The 20,062-nt window shown below is 67.9% G+C and carries 21 protein-coding genes and 2 pseudogenes; 12 read left to right on the top strand and 11 right to left on the bottom strand.

The window, feature by feature from the left end; translation table 11 throughout:
• Positions 1-235: helix-turn-helix domain-containing protein (locus N4G70_RS36250; RefSeq protein WP_261717044.1), on the bottom strand; the 235-nt coding region annotated here is incomplete at its 3' end.
• Positions 236-387: 152 nt separating this feature from the next.
• Between N4G70_RS36250 and N4G70_RS36245 the strand changes: the two genes are divergently transcribed.
• The 4 genes from N4G70_RS36245 (at position 388) to N4G70_RS36230 (ending at position 5,265) form a co-directional block, all read left to right on the top strand.
• The gene (locus N4G70_RS36245) at positions 388-1,857 is read left to right on the top strand and encodes an MFS transporter (RefSeq protein WP_261717045.1); all 1,470 of its coding nucleotides are present in this window, start codon (positions 388-390) and stop codon (positions 1,855-1,857) included.
• A 113-nt stretch (positions 1,858-1,970) separates the two neighbouring features.
• Positions 1,971-2,624, top strand: a complete 654-nt coding sequence (locus N4G70_RS36240; protein ID WP_261717043.1) for a CatB-related O-acetyltransferase — start codon at positions 1,971-1,973, stop codon at positions 2,622-2,624.
• 58 nt (positions 2,625-2,682) lie between these two features.
• Positions 2,683-3,879: a macrolide family glycosyltransferase gene (locus N4G70_RS36235; RefSeq protein WP_261717042.1), complete on the top strand. Its 1,197-nt coding sequence runs from the start codon at positions 2,683-2,685 to the stop codon at positions 3,877-3,879.
• Positions 3,880-4,983: 1,104 nt separating this feature from the next.
• Positions 4,984-5,265 carry a hypothetical protein gene (locus N4G70_RS36230; RefSeq protein WP_261717041.1) on the top strand — a complete coding sequence of 94 codons (282 nt, stop codon included), beginning with the start codon at positions 4,984-4,986 and terminating at the stop codon, positions 5,263-5,265.
• Between the two features lie 876 nt (positions 5,266-6,141).
• Here N4G70_RS36230 and N4G70_RS36225 read toward each other — a convergent pair.
• Positions 6,142-7,335, bottom strand: a complete 1,194-nt coding sequence (locus N4G70_RS36225) for a barstar family protein (RefSeq protein WP_261717040.1) — start codon at positions 7,333-7,335, stop codon at positions 6,142-6,144.
• A gap of 121 nt (positions 7,336-7,456) precedes the next feature.
• Positions 7,457-7,768, bottom strand: coding sequence for a hypothetical protein (locus N4G70_RS36220; RefSeq protein WP_261717046.1), 312 nt, complete (start codon positions 7,766-7,768; stop codon positions 7,457-7,459).
• Positions 7,769-7,807: 39 nt separating this feature from the next.
• Between N4G70_RS36220 and N4G70_RS36215 the strand changes: the two are divergent.
• Both N4G70_RS36215 and N4G70_RS36210 read left to right on the top strand, forming a co-directional pair.
• A pseudogene (locus N4G70_RS36215) lies at positions 7,808-8,218 on the top strand (IS30 family transposase); the annotation flags it as partial.
• Between the two features lie 4 nt (positions 8,219-8,222).
• Positions 8,223-8,516, top strand: a pseudogene (locus N4G70_RS36210) (IS3 family transposase); the annotation flags it as partial.
• A 171-nt stretch (positions 8,517-8,687) separates the two neighbouring features.
• On the opposite strand, the gene N4G70_RS36205 reads toward N4G70_RS36210, so the two are convergent.
• Both N4G70_RS36205 and N4G70_RS36200 read right to left on the bottom strand, forming a co-directional pair.
• The gene (locus N4G70_RS36205) at positions 8,688-9,419 is read right to left on the bottom strand and encodes an alpha/beta hydrolase (protein ID WP_261717039.1); all 732 of its coding nucleotides are present in this window, start codon (positions 9,417-9,419) and stop codon (positions 8,688-8,690) included.
• On the bottom strand, positions 9,416-10,369 hold the full coding sequence (locus tag N4G70_RS36200) for a TauD/TfdA family dioxygenase (protein ID WP_261717038.1): 954 nt from the start codon (positions 10,367-10,369) through the stop codon (positions 9,416-9,418). Before N4G70_RS36200 ends, N4G70_RS36205 begins: the two co-directional genes overlap by 4 nt.
• Before the next feature lie 303 nt (positions 10,370-10,672).
• On the opposite strand from N4G70_RS36200, the gene N4G70_RS36195 reads away from it, so the two are divergent.
• Positions 10,673-12,265 carry a helix-turn-helix transcriptional regulator gene (locus N4G70_RS36195; protein ID WP_261717037.1) on the top strand — a complete coding sequence of 531 codons (1,593 nt, stop codon included), beginning with the start codon at positions 10,673-10,675 and terminating at the stop codon, positions 12,263-12,265.
• Positions 12,266-12,481: 216 nt separating this feature from the next.
• Here N4G70_RS36195 and N4G70_RS36190 read toward each other — a convergent pair whose 3' ends face one another.
• Positions 12,482-13,075 carry a transposase gene (locus N4G70_RS36190; RefSeq protein WP_261717036.1) on the bottom strand — a complete coding sequence of 198 codons (594 nt, stop codon included), beginning with the start codon at positions 13,073-13,075 and terminating at the stop codon, positions 12,482-12,484.
• A gap of 591 nt (positions 13,076-13,666) precedes the next feature.
• The gene (locus tag N4G70_RS36185) at positions 13,667-13,957 is read right to left on the bottom strand and encodes a hypothetical protein (protein ID WP_261717035.1); all 291 of its coding nucleotides are present in this window, start codon (positions 13,955-13,957) and stop codon (positions 13,667-13,669) included.
• Between the two features lie 339 nt (positions 13,958-14,296).
• Here N4G70_RS36185 and N4G70_RS36180 point away from each other — a divergent pair, with 339 nt between their 5' ends.
• Positions 14,297-14,575, top strand: a complete 279-nt coding sequence (locus tag N4G70_RS36180; protein ID WP_261717034.1) for a helix-turn-helix transcriptional regulator — start codon at positions 14,297-14,299, stop codon at positions 14,573-14,575.
• Between the two features lie 435 nt (positions 14,576-15,010).
• Complete coding sequence (locus N4G70_RS36175) at positions 15,011-16,093, top strand: methyltransferase domain-containing protein (protein WP_261717033.1); 1,083 nt, start codon at positions 15,011-15,013, stop codon at positions 16,091-16,093.
• 430 nt (positions 16,094-16,523) lie between these two features.
• On the opposite strand, the gene N4G70_RS37305 is transcribed toward N4G70_RS36175, so the two are convergent.
• The 3 genes from N4G70_RS37305 to N4G70_RS36165 all read right to left on the bottom strand — a co-directional run bounded on the left by N4G70_RS37305 (position 16,524) and on the right by N4G70_RS36165 (position 18,292).
• Positions 16,524-16,961, bottom strand: a complete 438-nt coding sequence (locus N4G70_RS37305; RefSeq protein ID WP_399038062.1) for a transposase — start codon at positions 16,959-16,961, stop codon at positions 16,524-16,526.
• A 511-nt stretch (positions 16,962-17,472) separates the two neighbouring features.
• A complete protein-coding gene (locus tag N4G70_RS36170) occupies positions 17,473-17,961 on the bottom strand; it encodes a DUF4265 domain-containing protein (protein ID WP_261717032.1) in 489 nt (162 codons plus the stop codon).
• A 109-nt stretch (positions 17,962-18,070) separates the two neighbouring features.
• The gene (locus N4G70_RS36165; RefSeq protein ID WP_261717031.1) at positions 18,071-18,292 is read right to left on the bottom strand and encodes a hypothetical protein; all 222 of its coding nucleotides are present in this window, start codon (positions 18,290-18,292) and stop codon (positions 18,071-18,073) included.
• On the opposite strand from N4G70_RS36165, the gene N4G70_RS36160 reads away from it, so the two are divergent.
• A complete protein-coding gene (locus N4G70_RS36160; RefSeq protein ID WP_261717030.1) occupies positions 18,285-18,446 on the top strand; it encodes a hypothetical protein in 162 nt (53 codons plus the stop codon). The two genes, N4G70_RS36165 and N4G70_RS36160, sit on opposite strands and share 8 nt — an antisense overlap.
• 109 nt (positions 18,447-18,555) lie before the next feature.
• Here the strand turns inward: N4G70_RS36160 and N4G70_RS36155 are convergent, their stop codons facing one another.
• Entirely contained in the window at positions 18,556-19,107 is a 552-nt protein-coding gene (locus tag N4G70_RS36155; RefSeq protein ID WP_261717029.1) for a hypothetical protein, read from the bottom strand.
• Between the two features lie 77 nt (positions 19,108-19,184).
• Between N4G70_RS36155 and N4G70_RS36150 the strand changes: the two genes are divergently transcribed.
• A complete protein-coding gene (locus N4G70_RS36150) occupies positions 19,185-19,721 on the top strand; it encodes a DUF4240 domain-containing protein (RefSeq protein ID WP_261717028.1) in 537 nt (178 codons plus the stop codon).
• Positions 19,722-19,829: 108 nt separating this feature from the next.
• Positions 19,830-20,062, top strand: a 233-nt coding sequence (locus tag N4G70_RS36145) for an ATP-binding protein (protein ID WP_261717027.1), incomplete at its 3' end; no start/stop codon positions are given.

Raw genomic sequence — 20,062 nt, 5'->3', positions numbered from 1 at the left:
GCATCGGTGACCGCGCGTTGAGGCGGGCCAGCGCCACTTCGCCGAGCAGGGTTTCCAGATCGCCCCACCGGCGGTAGATGCTGCTGTCGGCCACGCCCGCGCGGGCCGCGACATCGCCGACGGTGAAGTTGCCGTAGCCGCGCTCGCTGATCAGCTCGGTGACGGCTCGATGCACCTCCGCGGCGACGCGGGCGCTGCGCCCGCCGGGCCGCCGGACTGGCTGTCGCTCACTCATGCCACCACCTTAACGCAGTCGAGTCTTGCGTTTGTGAGTCAACCCTCCCTATAGTCTCCTAACGCAGTCGACGACTGCATTAGGAGAATCCAGGTGTACCGGCCTCCACGCTTCACCCATGGCCGGAGCACCGACGATGGAGAGGAATTCCCATCGCTGCATCGCATGCGGCCTCAGGCAGTCGATCAAACCGGGGGGTGGTGCTCGGGGTGACCTGTCTCGGCCAGTTCATGGTTCTGCTCGACAACACGATCGTGGGAGCGGCGCTGCCCGACATGCAGCACCGGCTGCACACTCAATTGATCGGTCTGCAATGGATCGTCGACGCGTACGTACTGCTCGTCGCCATGCTGCTGCTGTCCGGCGGTATCTTCGCCGACCGCTTCGGCCGCAAGCGGGTGTACCTGACCGGCGTTGCCTTGTTCACCGTCGCGTCGGCGCTGTGCAGCCTCGCGCCTTCGCTCGGCTGGCTGGTCGCCGGCCGGGTGCTCCAGGGCATCGGGGCCGCGGCGCTGAGCCCTGCGTCGCTGGCCCTGCTCGCCGCCGCCCACCCCGTGCCACGTGAACGCGTCAAGGCGATCGGGCTGTGGGCCGGGTGCAGCGGAATCGGTCTGGCCGCAGGCCCCGTGGTCGGCGGCGTGCTGACAGAAGCCTTCGGCTGGCCCGCCATCTTCCTGGTCAACGTGCCCAGCGGCGTGGCCCTTCTGCTGGTCGGGCTGCGCCCCCTCGCCGAGTCCCGCAATCCGGGCGCCCCTGCGATCGACATCCCCGGTACGGCGGTGTCCGTCCTGGGGGTGGGGGCGCTGACCTACGGGCTGATCGAGGGCGGTGCCCGCGGCTGGACATCACCGGTGATCCTGGCCGCCTTCGCCGCCGCGGTGATCCTCCTCGGCACCTTCATCGCCGTCGAGGCGCGCCGGTCCGCGCCGATGCTGCCGCTGGGTCTTTTCCGGCAGCGCCTGTTCACCGTGTCCAACACCGCCATGGTCGTGGTGGGGTTCACGCTCATGGGTTCGTCGTTCTTCTTCTCCCAGTTCTTCGTGTACGTCCAGGGCAGTTCGATCCTGCGGGCCGGCCTTCAGACCCTGCCGTTGTCCCTCGCCATGGTGATCGTCAGCCCGTACGCGGGCCGGCTCGCCGCCCGGTACGGATTCCGCGTCGTGGTCAGCACGGGCCTGGCCCTGGCCGGCCTGGGACTGATGACACTCGGCACGGTGCACGCCGACACCGGCTACGCCAACGTGTGGTGGCGGCTGGGACTCGCCGGCATCGGTTTCGCCCTGACCTTGTCCCCGCTGACAGGCGCCGCCATCCAGGCAGTCGGCCCACAGGAGGGTGGCCTCGCCTCGGGCGTCAGCAGCACCACCCGGCAGATCGGCGCGGTGCTCGGCGTGGCGGTGCTCGGGGCCGTCGTCCGCTCCCGGCAGTCCCACGGCGCCTCCTTCGAGGCCGGCCTCAACAGCGCCTTCCTCGCCTCCGGCGCCGTCACTTTGGCAACCGCCGTCCTCACCGGCCTGTGGCTGGCCAGGTCCAAGCCCGCGGAGGGCTCCACGGCGCCGCATAGCGTCACCGAGCCGGACGCGGCCATGACCCTCAACAAGGCACCCAGCGTTGGTAGTTGACCCCCGGCGCTCCCCCTGCTCGCGAGGTGTCCCGTCGCGGCCTGCTCCAACGGAACAGCTCCCCCACATCCACCCGTACGACGCCCCCGGTCCATCCGAGAGGAACCGCCCACATGCCACTCATCCCTGCCGACCCCGCCGTGCTGCACCCCATGCCCGAGCATCCGCGTGTAGTTCTGCTCAAGCCGCTGGTGAAATCACCTCTGATCGACGTCGGTGACTTCTCCTACTACGACGATCCGGACGACCCGACCGCGTTCGAGACACGCAACGTCCTGTACCACTACGGTCCCGAGCGGCTGGTCATCGGCAAGTACTGCGCGCTGGGAACAGGCACCCGGTTCATCATGAACGGCGCCAACCACCGCATGGACGGCCCGTCCACCTTCCCGTTCCCCACCATGGGCGGCTCGTGGGCGGAGCACTTCGACCTGATCACCGGCCTGCCCGGCCGGGGCGACACAGTCGTCGGCAACGACGTGTGGTTCGGCCACGGCGCCACGGTCATGCCCGGTGTACGCATCGGCCACGGCGCCATCATCGCCGCCGGCGCCGTGGTCACCACGGACGTCCCCGACTACGGCATCGTCGGCGGCAACCCGGCCCGGCTCATCCGCACCCGCTACGACGCCACGGACACCGCCCGGCTCCTCGCGGTGGCGTGGTGGGACTGGCCCGTGCAGCACATCACCAAACATGTACGGACGATCATGTCGGGGACCGTCACCGAACTGGAGGAGGCCGCCGCGCAGATCGACCAGCACTGACACCGAACTCCCGCCACACCGCCGGAAATCGACCCGCGCCAGAAACGAGTGATCGCCCATGTCCCGTCGCCGCGCCCATATCGCGATGGTCGGCGTCCCCATCGTCAGCCACGTCCTGCCCAGCCTCGCGCTCATCCGCGAACTGGTGGCCCGCGGGCATCGGGTCACCTACGCCAACGACCCGTTCGTGGCCGACCGGATCGAATCGGCCGGAGCGGAGCTCGTGCCCTGCACCTCCACGCTGCCCGTCGCCGACAACGACTGGCCCGCCGACCCCATCGCCGCGGCGAGTCTCTTCCTCGACGACGCCGTCCAGGCACTCCCGCAACTGCACGCCGCCTACGACAACGATCCGGCCGACCTGTACCTCTACGACATCGGTGCCTATGCCGCGCGAGCCCTCGCCGAAGCACAGGGCCGTCCCCTCGTGCAGCTGTCTCCGACGTTCGTCGCCTGGGACGGCTACCAGGAGGAAGTCACCGCGCAGCTATGGCAGTTGCCGGGTGCCGACGCTTACCGGGACAAGTTCGCGCGGTGGCTCGCCGACTGCGGGGCGACCACCACGGACGTGGACGCGTTCTGCGGCCCGCCCGCCCGGACCCTGGCCCTCATCCCCAGAGCAATGCAGCCGCACGCCGATCGGGTCGACACCCAGACGGTGACCTTCGTCGGCCCCTGCTTCGACACCCGAACCGACACAGACGGCTGGACCCGCCCGGCCGGCGCGGACCACGTACTGCTCATCTCGCTCGGTTCGGCATACACGCGCCAGCCCGCGTTCTACCGCCAGTGCATCGCCGCCTTCGGCGACCTGCCCGGAGGGCACGTCGTCCTCCAGATCGGCCGATACACCGACCCCGCCGAACTCGGCACCATCCCACCCAACATCGACGTGCGCTCCTGGGTCCCGCAGCGGGCGATCCTGGAACAGGCCGACGCCTTCCTCACCCACGCCGGCATGGGCGGCTGCGGCGAAGGGCTCCTCGCGGGGGTTCCCATGATCGCGGTGCCACAGGGAGCCGAGCAATTCATGAACGCGGACCGGCTCGTGGAACTCGGCGTCGCGCGCCGCGTGGACACCGCTGACGCCACCGCCGAATCCCTTCGCGCGGCGCTGGACGACTTGCTCAAGGATCCCGAACGTGCCGACCGGTCAAGGCAGTTGCAGGCCGCCGCCCGCGCCGAGGGCGGCACCTCTCGCGCCGCCGACCTCATTGACAACATCCTCAACACCACCCAGGGCCCCGCACTCTGAAACCAGCACCACCCGCCCCGGCCACAACCATATGAGCACCAAGCCCCGCACGCTCCGCTGCCCCGTTATCGGGCTGCGCGTTATCGGCGGCGGCGCGGAAGCAGCTGCTTGGGGCGGAACAGAGGAGGCGAGGCTACCTGCCTAGTTCCACCTGCCCCCCGGACAACTGCCCGCGAAAGTAGGCGTCTCGGATGACGATGAGGAGCTGTGCCACGACTCGCAGCTGAAGCCGCCTACTGCAAGTGTCCCGAACACTCCGGCGGTTGACCACCCCAGAGCCTCCACAACGCCTGCGGCACACCAGACCGGGCCGGGCCAGTGCCCGCTGACGGTCTGTCTCGTTCAGCGGACCGCCGTTCCCGTACAGGAACCGGTTGGCCTGCGCTGAGGGGGTCGGATTGAGTTGCGACGTGTCTCGCAAGTTGAAACCTCCGCTGCGCGGTGCGTACCAGCGCGCTGCGATGCTGACGTCACCGGAGGCGGGGGTGGCCCAGCCCGTCACGGCGACCAGGGCGATCACCAGGTTAGGGAAGGCGGCCATGGCCCATGGCGCCGGCCGGCTATCCGGCGGTCCCTCGGTCGTGGTGCTCGACCGCAGGTCAGCGCGGGTCCGTCTGAGCAATCAAGCTGAGCAAGCACGGCCGGCGATCTCGATGACCGTCCACGGCTCGGGGCGGACCTCACCGCGGGGCCGGTCAACGACAAACGTTCCCCGTTGCCGGACCAGGCACGAAGGCCCGCATCCGCGAGCGCCAAGCGACCATCCACCGTGTCCTGGCTCAAGGGCACGGCATCCGTGAGATCGCCCGGAAAATCCACGTGGACGGGAACACCGTCCGCCGCACAGCCCAGGCCACAGCTCCTGAAGAACTACCGAGCGGGCGGCAGCCAGCCCCGCCGCAACCAACTCGCCCCCCTGCAAGGCCCGCCCGGACCAACGCTGGACACAAAACTTCACCACCGCGGTCCATCTACACGCCGAGCTTCGGGCCTTCGGCTCCCAGAGCGGTTACCGGCCGATCAGCGACTCCCTGCGGCCGAGACGCGTCGCCGAAGTCGCGTGGTGACTCCCACACCGCCCGGTGCCGACAGGTCACCGGCTGGATGACGCGGCACCCCGAGCACCTGGGGATCAAACTCCTTGCCCACCGCCCCGAGCCGATCGCCCTCAACAGTCATGTCCGTGCACTCGCCGAGATCCTCACCACCCGCTCCAGCCAGCACCTCAAGGACTGCATCACCATTAGCGGTGAGGCCCCCGGGAACTCCACACTTTCGCGCACGGCCTGGAGGCAAGACCGCCATCTACCCCGAGGCACCGGTGAACTCGATCAGAACCTTCCGCCGCTCCGGTCGTCACCGCCGATCTACCTCAACGCGAGTTGACGAGATCACTCACCGAATCCGTACCTGATCCTGCCTCCCACCCACCAAGCCAGCAGGACCAGGACGGGCCTGACAGTGTGTCGGCTCCGTCCCCGAAGCAAGCTTTCCGTGCCGAGGAAGAGTGAATCGGACATACCAGCCAAGGGCGGCTACTACCCGGTTGGCCCCCCAGGCCTTTGCCTCACGCCAGGCTCTTGGGAGCGAATGCCCTGGTGGGGCGTTGAGTAGAAACGATACGGGGTGGACGTAACCGAGCGCGGTAGAGGACCCCCGGCGAACAGTTCGTCGAAACACGCGGCGAGTCCTCCAGCGGTCCGGGCGCCGGCGGACACGCACGACGAGCGGTCATCGCCGCCGCCCCCACCAACCCTGCTACCGCCATCCCACACCCAAATCAACAACTGCCGGTAGACCACCGGCTAGTCTGTGCGACCGCCAGGCTGGCCAGGCCGCGTGATGCAGAAAACGCCCGGCCGCGGCGCCGACAGGCAAAGGATGGCGCCTGAATTCTGCTCAGTCTGCGGCCCTGTGCCCTTCGTTCAGATAGCCCACGGCGTAGCCGCGCTCGTCCGGGTGACGGCGTGCCATCGCCCATACGGTTCGGGCGTCCATCCCCTCGCCGAAACCCGCGGCCAAGCGGCGCGCCTGCCACGTCGCACACGGGGCGAGCGCCCACCGCACGAGCGGGAACCACACGCGGCAGTACCGCCGTCATCTGCCAACGGCCGCCTGGGGAGGTTCTGGGAGGAAGGCCTGGGGATCTTCAGGCCTGTCACGGTCGCGAGTGTGGCGACGCGCGCTGTCGCCTCGTGCTGGTGCGGACCACAACTCACCTTGACAAGCGGTATCGGGGTTCCGGGAATGCCCGCTTTTCTCTCACTGGAGCTCGACGGTGACGCCGTACTGGCGTAGGAGGTTTACGGTCGCCTCGAAGTAGGACAGGCCGCCGAGGTGGTGCAGGACGTGTCCGGCGAGGGCGTGGCGGGCGATGTCGGCGTGGTGCCACACCAGGGTGAACGGAGGGATGACGGAGGGCCCGCCGCACAGGCAGTCCCGTACCGAGTCCAGGCATCTCCCGTAGTTAGCGCCGGGGCCGAGCAGGGCTTCGCCGAGCGCCAGCAGCATGCCGGCCTTGTCGGTGACGTGCTGCCCGTCCAAGTCGTACGTCCCGCCGGAGTGGCCGTCCGGCCCGTACGGGCCGATGCGGGTGAGGTTCAGCCACTCGGACCGGCCCTTGGCGTCGAACTGCGCCCACAGGTTGGGCAGGGAGGGAACCCCCTCGGACCAGATCTCCCAGACGGGGCGGGCGGCCAGGGTGGGGCGGTCGTCGCCGGGGCTCGTGAGGGTGATGTCGATCAGGGCTCCGCCGAGGACGGATGGGCGGGCTTCGACGCTGTGCAGGTCAAGGCGGTACGTGGTCATCGTGCGGCCGTGACGGTCGAGACGCCAGAGCGCGATCGAAGCACCCGTCTGCGGCTGGGGATGGCACAGCAGGGCCAGAAGTGGTGCCGCGGGCTCGCAGCCGATCAGGTGCACGGGCTCACCCCGTCGCTGCCGACGCGGGGTGAACAGGCCGTCAATGGAACGGCAACCGCCCGATGAGCTGTCCCCCCGGATCGAGGGGAACCACAGGTCGAACCGCGGACTCGAAGGCAGCCGCCGGCCGCCCGCAAAGTCATCCTCCCTGACGCCGGTGCCCACGACGATGTCCACGCGCCCGGAATCGCCCGGCGTGGGCCACTGCGCCAAGACAGCCGTGTCCTCCAGGTCCCAGAAGCAGGACGGCCCGTCGTTCGAGGGATCCACAGGTTCGATCGAGAGCATTCCGTCCCCCAGCAGCCGCACCGGTTCGGCGCCGGCCGCCACGGCCTGGACCAGCAGGCTCTCGCGCGGGCAGCCGCGCAGCGTCAGGACCTCGCGCGGCAGCGGAGGCGCGTCCATGAACAGGCCCTCAGCCTCCACGCACCGCCCCCACAGCACGCCCTCCTCCTGATCGCCGTTGTCCTCCCCCACCAGGAGATACCGGACCGGGAAGTCCCGCCCCCACCCGACATGTTCCCCGGACTGCATGCGTCTCTCCCCCCGCTGCCGGCTGTCTTCGCGCGCCAACCCTACGGTTCGCCGGCGCGGAAGCCCCCCGAATATCGCACGCCCTTAAATGACGCTCCCCCCTTCACGAGCAGGGCCAGGTTCAGTCGATGCGGAGTTGACCCAGCGGCCATGTCCGGTCGGTGTGGACCACGGCGAGTGCGGCCAGTTCGCCGGCGCCGGTGGAGCTGTCCCCATTCCAGGTGGCCGGTACGGAAGTGATGTCCAGGCGCACCTCGGTACCGAACCGCCGAGCAGCGACGTAAAGCATCTGCAGGATCTCCACTGCACGCGGATTGAGAGCTCCGATGCGCGCCCACCACGTACCGGAGGCGGGGTCGTAGGAGGCCATGGACCGCAGCAACCTGCGCTGCTCCTCCCGCGTGGCCGGGGCTGCCGGGGCTGCGGCGACCATGACCTCGAGGACCCACCCCGTGCTGGTCGTGCGAGGAGTCCCGTGAAGAACGGCCTCTCGCTCGGGGGCTACGGCGCGATCGCGATGAACACAGCGCTCACCGCCTCAATGACGCAGCTGCCCGAGCAGCTACGCAAAACTTTCACCTGGGACCGCGGAAAGGAACTCTCCGGCCACGCCCAGTTCGCCCTCGATACCGGGACGAAGGTGTTCTTCGCCGATCCCCACTCGCCCTGGCAACGACCGACGAACGAGAACACGAACGGCCTGCTGCGTCAGTACTTCTCGAAAAACACCGATCTCTCCCGCTGGTCTTCCGCAGACCTCGGAGCCGACGCCATGGCGATCAACAACCGACCCCGCAAGACCCTCGGCTGGCGGACACCCGCCGAAGTCTTCGAAGAACAGCTACGCTCGCTGCAACAGCCCGGTGTTGCAACGACTGGTTGAATTCACCCAGTTCCGGTCACGGAAGTTCGTCCAGGCGCTCGACCGGCACCGGGATCGTCGGCTCGATGGGAGGGCCGGGGCGGCAGGCGACAACGCGGCCATGGAGTCGTTCTTCAGCCTGCCGCAGAAGGATGTCCTCGACCGTCGGGCGTGGGCCACCCGCGAGGAACTGCGGATCGCGATCGTGACCTGGATCGAGCGGAACTGCCACCGACGCCGCAGACAAGCCTCCCTCGATGGGCTGAACCCCACCGAATACGAAACCGTCATGACCACACCGGCCCTCCAGGCCGCGTAACCGAACCTGTCACCCGAACCTGCATCAGCCCCTCCGGTTCTGAGGGGGCCGGGGATCAGCAATGGTCTCCGGCTACCCGACCACTACTGTCCTATCGGCAGGCTTGTTGTCCCGTGGGTCGCAGAACGAGCTGCGCAGGCCGCCAGACGTTGTCCGGCGGCGCCGCGCGAGTCAGGAGGTGAGCAGCGCGGCGAGCATCCGGCGGGTGTCGCCGCGCTGTGCGAGGGCCAGTCCGATCTGATGGCTCGCCCCGTGCAGCACGATCTCCGTGAGGTCGGCCCTCGCGCGCAGGGCCTCCCGCAGCCCCGCGGTGACCCCCTCGGGGATCACCGCGTCGTGCCCGGGCACCATCAGCACGGACCGCCCGCGGAACGCGGCGTACGCTCCGAACGCCTCACTCTCCCGCCAGCTCCCGGGCCGGCGGATGCGCTCGGTGAAGCCGTCGCCGAAAGGGACGCGCCACGCGTCGGCCGCATAGGCCGCCGGAGCGCACAGGCAGAGGTGGGTCACCCGGTCCGCCAGATCGCCCAGCAGGTCCGCCACCGTCTGTCCGCTCATGCTGAATCCAACCAGCACGAGTTCGTCGTCGGGGTCCACGAACCGGCGGATCAGCTCGGCCGCCTGAGCGTGCCGTTTCTCCAGGCTCTGCTGGTCGAGCCGACCCGAACTGCTCCCGTGCCCGGCGAAGTCCAGGGCCACGGTGCGGGCGCCGGCGGCGGCCAGATCGGCTGCCAGCGGCAGGAGCCGCTCCATCGAGGCGGTGCCCGCACCGTGCAACAGGACAGCGGTCCTGCTGGCGGGTCGACGCGGTTCACTCGAAACGCACTCGATCGTTTCGTCACCTTGCACGAAGGAGAAACGGAGCAGTTCTTCAGGACCGGCGACCGGCACGTTGAGCGTCATGACAACACAGGGTAGCCGTCATGACGCATACCGTCCTCGACGACGTAGGGGTCGCGGTAGGCGACGGTGCGCAGCAGCCAGCGGTCGGACCCGTCGAAGCGGGCATTGAACGAGCGCCTGGCGTGGCAGAGGCGGTAGTTGTTGATCGCCAGGAAGTCGCCGGACGACAGGTAGGCGTCCTCGGCATTGCGGGTGAGCACCTTCCGCAGGACGTCGAGCGCCGCGGCGGCGCCGGGCGAGGCCGTCGTGGACGCCGTCCGCTTCGAGTTGTACCGCAGCAGCGGCCTGTCGCGGTGGCCCCACACGACCGGACCGGGGCGCAGCCTCTCCTCGTCCCAGCCGGTCTGTGCGGGGTTCGTCCGCACCAGGTACTCCGGCTTGCGGAGTTCATCAAAGGTTCCGGCGTCGAGATCCCCGGAGTAGAGACCGCTGACGGTCGTGGGAACGCGTAACGGGTTCCGGACACAGGACAGTTGCAGGAAGCTCGGCGGGTTCAACATGAACGCGTCCTCGCTGTGCAGGTCGAACGGCAGGTGCGATCCGGTGCCGACATCGGACATGCCGGCCGTCGTGGACATCGGTGAAATGTTGTTGACGAGCCTGCCGTTCTGCTGGCCCCGGTACGCGAACGGGGTGCCGAGGAGGCCGAGCGCGGCGATCCCCACGGCGGCGAACCCGTGGACTGCGCGAGAGGCGGTGTAGGCGTCGGGGGGCGTCGGCATCGCGGCCATCGCCCCCAGTGGCAGGCCGCGCACCACGAGCGCGTCGTGGGTCCTGGACTCGCGGAACGCCAGGACTTTCTCGACGAGTTCGGCGGGGAGGCGGGTGACGAGCGTCGGCATCGCGGCGTAGAGCGCGTCCTCGGTCGGCGGAACGGCGTCGATCTCGTCGACGAGGGAGTGGAGAGCCTGGCGGCTGTGCGCGCTGAGCCGCAACTCGTGGGTGAACATGTTGACTACCTCCGAAACAGAAGCCAGGGCGCGCCGTGGGGTCCGGTGACGGACCTGCGGCGCTGGGGACGACCTGCGGTTCGCTCGGCGAACCGGCCGGTCCCTATGACGTTATGGACGTGCGCGCAGAGCGGACCGGGTTGTTGCGCGGTCCCAGCGCGAACGCAACAACCCGCCGGAGAGCGGGCGTCGGGGTGGCCTGCCGGACCTACCATGGCCCCCATGGACACAGCGTCGTCGTCCCGGTCCTCCGGAGGCCGACCGCACGGGTCCGCCCGAGCCCCGCGCGCAGGCAATGAAGCTGTGCTCCCCAAGGACCGGGTCGGCTGGCTCCTGCGGGTGAACCGTGTCTACGGCCGGGGCGGACGCTGGTTCCGGTTGACGTCCTTCGCCGAGGCGTTCCACGGCGGCTCCTGGCCGAAGCCGGTCGACGCAAGCAGGATCTCCCGCTGGGAGAACGGCGGTTCACCGCCGACGCTGGCAGTCCTGCGCCGCTACGAGGAACTGCTGGAGCTGCCGCGCAACACCCTCGTGTCCACCGTCGAGATGACGATGCGCTACTACGGCGTCGACGCCCTGGGACCGACCCCCCGGCACGGGTCGACCGGGAACGACCAGGACGCCGACCAGGAGCTGGACCGCCTGGAGGTCCTGATCGACCGGGTGTGCTCCACCGCCCTTGTGTCCGGGTCCGAGTGGGACGAGACGTGTCGGCTGCTCAGCGCCCACCCGCACCTCGTGCTCGTGCCGCGCAGCCGCTGGGACGCCCTCGCCGAACGGCTGCTCGCGGAGACGATCATCTCCGCGAGCAACGCCTGGCGACAGCGGTTCGAGGCGTTCAACCGGTTGCTGGGCCATCCGATGGCGCGCCGCGCCGCGATCGCCGCCTGTGCGACGCTAGCCCGGGACAGGAGCTGTCAGATCTTCGTTGAACCGATCTGCGTGCTGGACACCACCGCGCACCCGGACGCGACGCTCCACGTGCTCGCGCAGCTCGACGATCCCACCAACGACCGCGTGCTCTACGGGGCGTTGCTGGCCTGCTTCCGCAAGGTGCGGCAGCGCCATCTCTCGGAACCGGACCTTGTGCGGCTCGGGAACAACGTCGAGCAGCTGCTGACCGAGCCGGCGCTTGCGGAGGAGTCCCAGCTGCTGGCGGCCCAGCTGCTGCGCCTCCTCGATCCGGCGGAGCCGGTCGCGGGACGGCTGCGTCTCATGCTGACGACGCACCCACTGTTGCAGCGCATCGTGGAGGACGGGCGGCTGGCGTCCGCGGCCACCGCCGCTTTCTCGGTCCGGCGGATCGTGGACCTGGTCCTCGCTTCGCAGACCCGGGAGCTGGCCGGCTTCGAGGACCACACCCTGCCGTTGATGGTCGACCAGATGCTGTTCCACCCGAGTTTCGACGTCCGGCTGTACGCGACAGCCATGCTCTCGGTGACGCCCTACCGGCAGAACCTGGCGGCGGCGATCGCGGTGGAGCTGCGGCGCCCCGCGGTCCTGAGCAGTCAGGCGCTGACCCATGCCTTCCTGGGTGCGCTAAGGCAACTGGGCGGCCCCGCGGAGCGGCCGCTGGTTGAGTGGCTCGTTTCGGGCCGAGCGTCGCCGTGGGCGGCGGAGTCGGCCGCCGGGGTCATCGGGCATCTCGACGGCGCGAGCTCCGAACTTTTCTGGCGCACGGAGATCGCCCGCTACTCGACCGCCTGGCGGCGCGCCCGCAGTGACGGAGCGGCGCGGGTACTGCACGGCCTGATATACGCCCTGGGCATCACAGGGCAGCACGCTCTGCTCGCGATGATCGCCGATGACGCCCGGTACCCGGCGACCGTGCGCGCCGCGGCCACCTGGTGGCTCAACATCCCCGAGTTCATAACCGCGAGCGCGTTCCAGGAGTAGGTCACGGGGAACGGAACGCCAGCGTGTGTCGCGCCGGAACGCCGGATTCCGCCCGCGCTTCCGCTCCGCTGGCTCTGCGGTGTCGAGCCGGTGCGGCTTCCCCTCCGGTGCGTTTGCGTTACGTAGCCGGTGCACAGGATCACCGGCATGGCACCCGCGACCTGTCCAGGTGAACTCCAAGGCTCTCGACGACGTGTGAGCGCCGTCGATATTGGTTCAGGCCGCGATTCCGTGAATCCCCAACTCATGCCGGAGCAGGATTCGGGTGTGGAGGAGACGGAACGAGGCACGGCCGTACATCTGCCGTTTGATCATTTTGATGCGATTGACGTTGCCCTCGACGATGCCCGAGCTCCAGGGCAGGGTGAGGCCAGCGGTGACGGCGACGAGGTCGAGGCACAGACCCTTCGCGAAGGACAGAATGGGGGCCGGCGCATCGTGTTCGGCCTGGCGTACCCACGTCAACAGCTGAAGACCGCGCCGGCGTTGGAGCAAGTCATGGAAGGTCCAGGCGAGCTCACAGGTTCGGGCAATGTCGGGGCACGCAAGCCGCACGTTCAGCAGCGTGTCCTCTTCGCCTGGCTTCAGGGCTCCACGGGGCAGCATGATCCAGGTGGTGATCTTGCGTGGACTCGGGACGGCACCACGGGCGGGTTCGACGGTCCCGGCCCTGAGACCAGCCACATAGCGTCGCACGGGCAGATCGGTGCCCTGGTAGCCACGTTCGCGGATCTCTCGGAAAAGGTCGGTCGGGCTGGTCACACCGTCGGTAAACCGCTCGGTCAGGTAGCTGGTGAACGGCTCGAGCACCCGCCGCCTGACTCAGGCCTGATCAAAAGATCTTAGCCACAGCCGAATTACATGACGCTCAACCGCCCAAGCTGGGGAAAAACTTGATCGTCCACAGGACTCCCGTAAGGCCTCCTCACCCTGGAGCAGGACCGCTGAAACGCTCAATGATCCGCTTGGCGTCCCTTGAAGCTGTCGCCCTGCCGCTGCTGGCGGAACTGAACACGGCGACCGACCTATGTCCACCTGGGGCTGGTCTCCCGAGACGAGCCGATTCCCTACGAACCGCTGAGGCAGAACTTGTACGGGTTCAAGCTCGACAGGGGGCGGGCCGGCTGGCTGGCCCTGTAATCTCTGGCGGCGACCCGCACCCCTTCGCCGTACGTCACGGTGACACCGTGTCTCTGCCGACCGCCGGGGTGCGGCGCAGCGTGCCGGTCCTGTCCGCCACCGAGTTCATTTCAAGGCCGCTCAGACTAGGCGGCCTAAAGATTTTCGGTGACCAGCACGTACACACCCTGCCCACTTACGTGATCACCGATGCGGCGCCTCTCGTAGTTCCGCGCCTGGCACGCAGCAAGACGCGGAACTCGACGGCTGACGAACTGTCTTTCAGTCCAGTTGCGGCAAGACGTGTGTGGTCAGGCCGTACTCCCGGAAAATGTTCTCCAGCGCGAGAGCCATGGCATCGAGGCCGCCGCTTCGCACAATCACCAGATCTCGTACTTGAAAGTACGCCCCTGAGAGCGATTCACCCGTCCCAGACCAACGGTCCATCAATGTGGTGATCCGCTCAATTGTCATGAGCGTAGCACTCCAACGCGTCCCGTCTTTCGCCGTAATGACGGCGTCGACGTCATCGATGGATTCTGGATCTTCACCCTCGGAAACCGAGAATTCCACTCTTAGCCCGAGATCCTCAATCTCTCTCGTGGTGTCATTTCGCAAAGATTTTCTCCAATCGAGCGATCACCTTGTTGCTCTGAAAGAATTCGTGAGTAGTAAGGCTCTGCGGCGTGCCAGCCGTAGGCTGCCACCTGGCGTCACGGTGATCGGCGCCGATGACAGGATCAGGTCGATGCCCCCCTCCGGCCAGGACTGGTCACGCGAGTTGGGGCTCTCTCCCACGTCTTCGGGAGCCGACGACCCAGATTCGTCGGAACTCAGCTGAACTTGACCCACCTCGCCCAGTCGGCCACCGGGCCGACTATCTCCCGAATCCCCACGCCTCAGGAGTGAATCTTGCTGCACGCCCAGGGCCTCGTCGGTGAAGGGAAGGGGGATGTAGCCATCAGCATCCAGTCCGCTTCGGCCGCTCTGCTCCTGTCGGCGGTCTCGGCCTGGTATCGGATCACTTCCAGGGAAAAGGCCGTCATCGAGCAGGCCCTTGAAGGTCTGCCAGCCAAGCACATTACCCGCCGCCTCGGCCTGTCCCCGCACACCGTGAACGACCACTTCAAGGCCATCTGTCGCAAGACGGGCGTCAGCAGTCGCGACGAACTCGTCGACGGCCTGTCCTGAGCGCCACGCTCCGTCAGCCCGACCTGGAGGTACTGAAGAAGCCCGACTCGCAGCAGGCGAGTCGGCAAGCTGTCCCCACACAACCTCACGCCCTCGGAGCGGATGCGCATGCCCCGTCACGCAGGGGCTGCGGGCTTCTTCCCGACAGGGCGTATCCGGCGGCCGGTTGTGCAGGCGATGACCGGGGGCGGGGCGCGTTGGAGGGCGACGGCGTGTGTGTCCTTCCCACGGCTGCTGGCTGATGCCACGCTGGGGCTCTGTCCACCCGGCCGGTTCCCGGCCCGCAAGGAGGCGACCGTGCCCGACAGCAAGCACAAAGGCGACCCTGCTCCCATCATGCCGTGGACGCCGCCGCCGAGCCCCTGACGGCAGCGGCGGGAAGTAGCGGGTCACCCGGTGGACTACCGTGCCGTGGCGGGCAGGGAACTCGAGGCCATGGCTGCCTTCCGGTCGTCATGGCTGCGTGCCGCGTTCGACGCTGTTGACCGCGAGAGCTTCGCGCCTTCGCAGTTCTGGGCCCTCGCCCCCGATGAACAGGGCCTGCTTCCGGTCGTGGACCGGTCCCTCGACGCCGACTCCTGGCGGCGGGCGGTGTGGGACACCCATCGTTCCCTGATCACGCAGATCGACGACGGCCGCATCCCGCAGGAGGGCCCGGCCCGGGGTGATTACACGAGCAGCATCTCCGCTCTCGACATCGTCTTCGAGAAGCTGAACCACCTGGGCCTCGAACCGCACCACCGGGTCCTTGAACTTGGTACCGGCTCCGGGTATCACACCGCGCTGCTGGGCGAACGGGTCGGTGCCGACCGGGTGACCACGGTCGAGATCGACCCCGCCCTGGCAGTGTGGGGGGCCGAAAACCTGAAGCAGGCCGGGTACGAGCCGGACGTCATCACGGGTGACGGACTTACGGGTTACGCCCCGAATGCTCGCTACGACCGGATCATCAACACGGCGTCCCTGCGCAGCATCCCCGACGCATGGAGGGAACAGACAGCCGATGACGGCATCATTCTGACGCCGTTCAACACGCTGTATTCCGGCGGCGGGCTCCTCAAGCTCCACGTCCAGGGCGGCGCCGCCTCGGGCCGGTTCGTCGGCTCGGCCTCCTACATGTGGGCCCGCTCCCAGCGTCCTGCCCTGTCCATGCCGCACGCGGACACCTACACCCTGCAACCCTCGCCCATCGACCCGGCCCAGGTCCTCGATCGGGCCTGGGCGCAGGACTTCTGCATCGGCCTGTACGTCCCGCACCTGAGCGTCGACATCAGGATGGACGCCGATGGAAGCCGCCAGGCCCAGGTTCGCGACGACACCGGCGAGTCCGTCACGATCGTCCGGTTCGCCAACTGGTGGGACCAGGACGCCGTCACCGGCTGGGGCCACACGAACCTGTGGAGCGACATCGTCACGGCCTACACCACCTGGCGGACCGCCGGACAGCCCCACCCCACACGCTACGGCCTGACCTTCGACCACGACGGACAGCACCTGTGGCTCGACGCACCAGACTGACAGTGCCGCCCTGTCGGGCCGGTCAGCCAACGTGCCGGGCAGCCCATCCCGGCCGCGGTGCTGCCCGCTCACCAGTCGCCACGGCTCTGCCCTGGTGACCGGACTTCGTGTGGCAGATTCTGCTGCGTCCTCGCGGAGACTGCGTATGAAACGGTCGTACTGAGGGCTTGGCACGCCTAGCAAGTTGCCACCGAGCTCCAGGTAACGCCGTCGCTCACCCTCGGGTGGGGGCTGATGCAGGGTTGGGTGACAGGTGTGGTCACGTGGCCCGGAGGGCCGGTGGGGTCAGGACGATTTCGAACGCGACGGGTCAATCGGCCGAGCGAGGCTTGTCTGCGGCGTCGGTGGTAGGTCCTCTCGATCCAGGTCGCGGCTGATGCCGCGAAGTGAACAGGCTTGGGCCAGTAGTTCGTGGACACGGCGGTGCCGTTCACGAATCCGGCCGACGATCTGGCGCGGGCACCCGTTGACGTCGAGAGTCCCCTCCGGCGGCGGCGCCGAGGTCTCCTCCCCGGGTTCCGCAGCGGCTTCGTGACCAGCGCGGTGCAGGCATAGTGGCTGGCCAGCGTCCTTGCGACGGCCTTGGCGAAGTTGTTCCACAGGTGCCGGACGTCTGCGATCTGGACCGCTTGCGGAGCGGCCGCTCTGGCTGCCTCGGCGTAGGCGGAGGCCGGTCACGGCAGAGGACCTCCACCTCCGGATGCTCTGCGAGCCACCGGGCGACCGTCTCGGCCTCCCGGCCGTGCAAGACGTCGACGGGTCGGCGGGCTTCGAGGTCGACCAGGATCGTCGCGTAGTTGTGGCCCTTGAACAGGGCGAACTCGTCTACTCCCAAGACCCGAACCGGGTTCCTGCGGGTCAGAGGCACGTAGGAGTAGAAGCAGGGTGTCCTTGGCCACCAGCATCCCCATCCGTCGGGCCAGGCGGGCTCCGGCGCGGCCGGCCAAGGCCTCGGCGAGCCGGGCCAGCATCTTGCACAGGACTGGGGTGTGCCGGGCGTGAGGGCTGGTCAGTCCCGGTATCTGTTCGGCGAGGGTCACCGTAGGGCATTCGGCACTGAGGCATTCGAACCGGCGGACCGTCAGCGGATCACCATCGGCACGGTCCCCACTCCCGCGTCCGCCACGGACGCGAGCGTTCCTGCGCGCTGCCGTCCGTATCCTCGCTCGGAGTCCGGCGTGGTTACCGTAGGCAAATTCCTGGTCGGGTGCCAAACTGTCGGCTCGTCCAGAAGCTACGGGGAGTGTTGTTGGGAACTTCCGCAGCTCCGGTCCGTACTGGGTGCCATGTGCGTCATGTCGAACAGCGGAGAATGGGCGGACAGCAATAGAGGTTGAGCGCATGGCATCCGAGGGGGACGCTCACTGCCAACGCGACGGTCAGGCGGTGGCCGTGGATCGCCAAGCGGTGGTGACGCACCCTTCCTCCCAGTGCCACCATCCCTCACCCTCGCCGTGTTCCAAGAGCTTCCGAATCCGTGGAAGATCCGCATCGGGCGGGACATCGAGAGCCACCATCCTGAATTGCTCGATCCCCTCGCCGGTGGTGCCGAGGCGATGAAAGGCCTTCAGCACGGTCTGACGGGCGGCAGCTGAACCACCGTCCCTCAGCACGATCAACCTGATCGTGGAGTGCTCCGAGGCCCGAACCGTCTCCCCGGCCCAGCGAGCACCTTCCTCGTCGGGTTCCACGCGGATGATGTCCCCGCTGGCGACTCCACGTACGAACCAGGGCGTGTTGTCCAACCGCACCGAGCCGTCGCCGCGATCAACTGCCCACAAGCTCTCGACGCTTGCCGGCGGCCAGCCCTCCTCATCCACCTCCATGCGGAAATGAACCTTCACGTGGTCTCCGCTGATGCTCGTCACCGCGCCATTGTCTGCGCTGTCGCAGCAGACCTGGAGGCCGTCCCCACCAGCGCCTTTCGTTCCCGCCGCAGAATGCGAAACCCAGGCGTTCGACCGGCTCCACGGCCGCTCACTCGAACCGGCTGAGAGGCTGAAGTCCCTCCACGAATGCGCGGAAGTCGGCCGCGAGCGGCAGTTCCGCGCCGGAGTCGGTGTCGAACCAGGTCACCGAGGGTTCCCCCAACGCGCTGCAGGCCCGGTAGTCGAGACCGATCCAGTAGTGACCGTCGCCGGACAGCAGCACGACTGGAGACGGCAGTCCCCACTCCTCCACCAGGTACGGCGTGTCCAACAGCGACAAGCCGTGCCCGCCGGTGCCGATCCCCCATCAACTCGGTGAACGGGATGTGATCCTCGCTCCACGAGGTTGGCTGGTGGGTCGGAAAGGCATCCCGGTCGGCCGTGACAGCGCCGCCGTTTTGCACACGCAGAAGGTCGAGCAGTGATTCGGGGAGTCGCAGCCCCAGGACGCGCTCCGCGTCGGCGACGGTCGCCTGGGTCAAGGCCGGCTGAACACCGTAGGTGTGTCCGCTCCAGAAGGACGCCTTGATTCCATCAAACGTCATCGGCTCCTCCAGTCGGGCCGTCGCGGCGAACCAACTGATCAAGCTCTTCAGCGGAGTCGGCCGCGAGGCGGTAGATGCCCTGGAGGCTCACCGAGCGGATCAGCCGCCCGTCCTCGACGTACTTGAGCAGGCGCTCGCCACGACGAGATGTGAACGTCAGTCGCTCCAGAAGGTCCCCGGGGACGACCGTGCCGAAGGTGAGCGGGGCACCTGGCGGTCCGACAAGCACTTCAGTGACACATCCAGCCTTGAGCGGGCGCCAGTCCAGCAACTTCACGTAGTCATCATCGGGAAGCACCGAGCCGACGTCCTCGTAGGGAACGATGTGAGCTACCTCCAACATCCCCAGCACATGGAGGCGGGTGCGGTGCACACGCACCGGGTAGATGCGGTCGCCAGGCTGCACCCCCGCGCGCTGGAAGCTCGGCAGCGACTGGTGCGGCCCGCCGAACAGCATCGTCAGTCGCTGACCGGCATAGCCGGACCGCTCAAGCTCTCGGCACAAGTCGTTGGTCCACAACGTCGTATATGAGTTCGGCACGCCAGCACGGTAGCCGTGCCCTCTGACAGGCACCGTGCCGGGAGCCAATGTCAGTACGTGGTGGCATGCTCGCGGCCATGAACAAGGAGCATTTCTGGATGTTGATCGAGAAAGCCCGTGAACACGTACCTGACACCAGGGACGGTTCCAATGTCGCCGACTGTGCCTCCGCTTTGCTTGCTCGCCGCTCAGTCCATGAGATCACCGCGGCACAGCAGACCCTGTGGGATCTCATGGCCGACTCCTACCAGAACCGGCTGTGGGCTGCCGCCTATGTCATCAACGGCGGCTGCTCGGACGACGGCTTCGACTACTTCCGAGGCTGGCTGATCGCACAAGGACGTCCCACATTCGAGCGCGTCCTCGCAGCCCCCGACACACTTGCCGAACTCTCCCACGTCCGCACTGCCGCGGCTGAGGGCACCGACCTCGACTGCGAAGACATGCTGAGCATCGTCTGGAACGCACACCAGAAGGCCACCGGCCAGGAACTCCCCGCCGGTGCCTTCACCATCCGGTACCCGGACCTGGACCCTGCCTGGGACTTCAATTTTGACGACCGTGAAGAGATGGCTCGCAGACTTCCAGCCTTGACCGCGCTGTATTCGTACTGACAGCAGTCGGCAACATCCCGTGATGCCCAAGAGCCCAACCTGAACTGCCCCACCGCTCGCCCTCGAACGCTGGGACCAGCTCCTGCACCGCCCCGGAAGGGAATCGCGATGACCGGCCCGCACCACACCCTGACCGAGCCCGCCTCCGACGCCGCCATCGACACCGCCTGCCGGGTCCTGAGGCTGCCGACGATGCGGGCCCAGTTCGCCGACACCGTCGCCCGCGCCGAGCGCGAGCACCTGTCCTACCGCGGCTTCCTCTCCGAACTACTCATGGCCGAGTGCGAGGACCGCGACCGCCGACGGTCCGAACGCCGGATCCGCGCGGCCGGCTTCCCACG

Origin of the sequence: Streptomyces sp. ASQP_92, from assembly GCF_025399895.1 — a bacterium.
Taxonomy (GTDB): domain Bacteria; phylum Actinomycetota; class Actinomycetes; order Streptomycetales; family Streptomycetaceae; genus Streptomyces.
This window is presented reverse-complemented; position numbering and strand designations above follow the sequence as displayed.

What these genes read in the sequence shown, in the direction of transcription:
- N4G70_RS36220 (WP_261717046.1), bottom strand. Translation starts at nt 7,768, where the DNA reads ATGGTCGCCGCAGCCCCGGCAGCCCCGGCCACGCGGGAGGAGCAGCGC.
- N4G70_RS36200 (WP_261717038.1), bottom strand. Translation starts at nt 10,369, where the DNA reads ATGTTCACCCACGAGTTGCGGCTCAGCGCGCACAGCCGCCAGGCTCTC.
- N4G70_RS36235 (WP_261717042.1), top strand. Translation starts at nt 2,683, where the DNA reads ATGTCCCGTCGCCGCGCCCATATCGCGATGGTCGGCGTCCCCATCGTC.
- N4G70_RS36230 (WP_261717041.1), top strand. Translation starts at nt 4,984, where the DNA reads ATGACGCGGCACCCCGAGCACCTGGGGATCAAACTCCTTGCCCACCGC.
- N4G70_RS36205 (WP_261717039.1), bottom strand. Translation starts at nt 9,419, where the DNA reads ATGACGCTCAACGTGCCGGTCGCCGGTCCTGAAGAACTGCTCCGTTTC.
- N4G70_RS36175 (WP_261717033.1), top strand. Translation starts at nt 15,011, where the DNA reads ATGGCTGCCTTCCGGTCGTCATGGCTGCGTGCCGCGTTCGACGCTGTT.
- N4G70_RS36240 (WP_261717043.1), top strand. Translation starts at nt 1,971, where the DNA reads ATGCCACTCATCCCTGCCGACCCCGCCGTGCTGCACCCCATGCCCGAG.
- N4G70_RS36150 (WP_261717028.1), top strand. Translation starts at nt 19,185, where the DNA reads ATGAACAAGGAGCATTTCTGGATGTTGATCGAGAAAGCCCGTGAACAC.
- N4G70_RS36225 (WP_261717040.1), bottom strand. Translation starts at nt 7,335, where the DNA reads ATGCAGTCCGGGGAACATGTCGGGTGGGGGCGGGACTTCCCGGTCCGG.